A 507-nucleotide genomic window follows, 5' to 3' on the forward strand; every position below is an offset into this window, starting at 1 on the left:
CGCCTTTCCAGCGCGCTGCACGTCGTGACGCGTCCGGCCTGCGTGCACCAAGGCTGCGGAATTCTTGCCACAAACCATTACGGCAGCAACGGTTCTGAGCAGACGGCGTTTTTCGCCGTCAGCGGCGCGCAGTGTACTTTTACTGCCGATCGGCGTGAGTTTCTCGGACGCAACGGATCGCGCTATCGCCCGGCGGCCATGGCACAGGGCGCGCTGTCGGAGAAAACCGGCGCGGGGTTCGATCCCTGTGCCGCCGTGCAGTCGGTTGTCACATTGATCGACGGCGATCGACAGACGTTGGTGTTCGCACTGGGTATCGGCAACAACCCGCAGGAAGCCGAAGCGCTGATCGCGCGCTACCTGAACGAAACGGCCGCCCAGAGCGAGTTGGCCGACGTACACCGTTACTGGCACCAGATGCTTGATACGGTCATCGTCAACACGCCAGACGCCGCCGTCAATCTGTTAGCCAACGGCTGGCTGCTGTATCAGACGCTGGCGTGTCGC

Annotated in this window: 1 protein-coding gene; it reads left to right on the forward strand. The window is 62.7% G+C overall.

All coding sequences use genetic code 11. The features are described from left to right. On the forward strand, positions 1-507 hold a 507-nt coding region (locus J5224_RS35420), incomplete at both ends, for a hypothetical protein (RefSeq protein WP_264629439.1).

It is taken from the genome of Candidatus Symbiopectobacterium sp. NZEC135, from assembly GCF_025962695.1.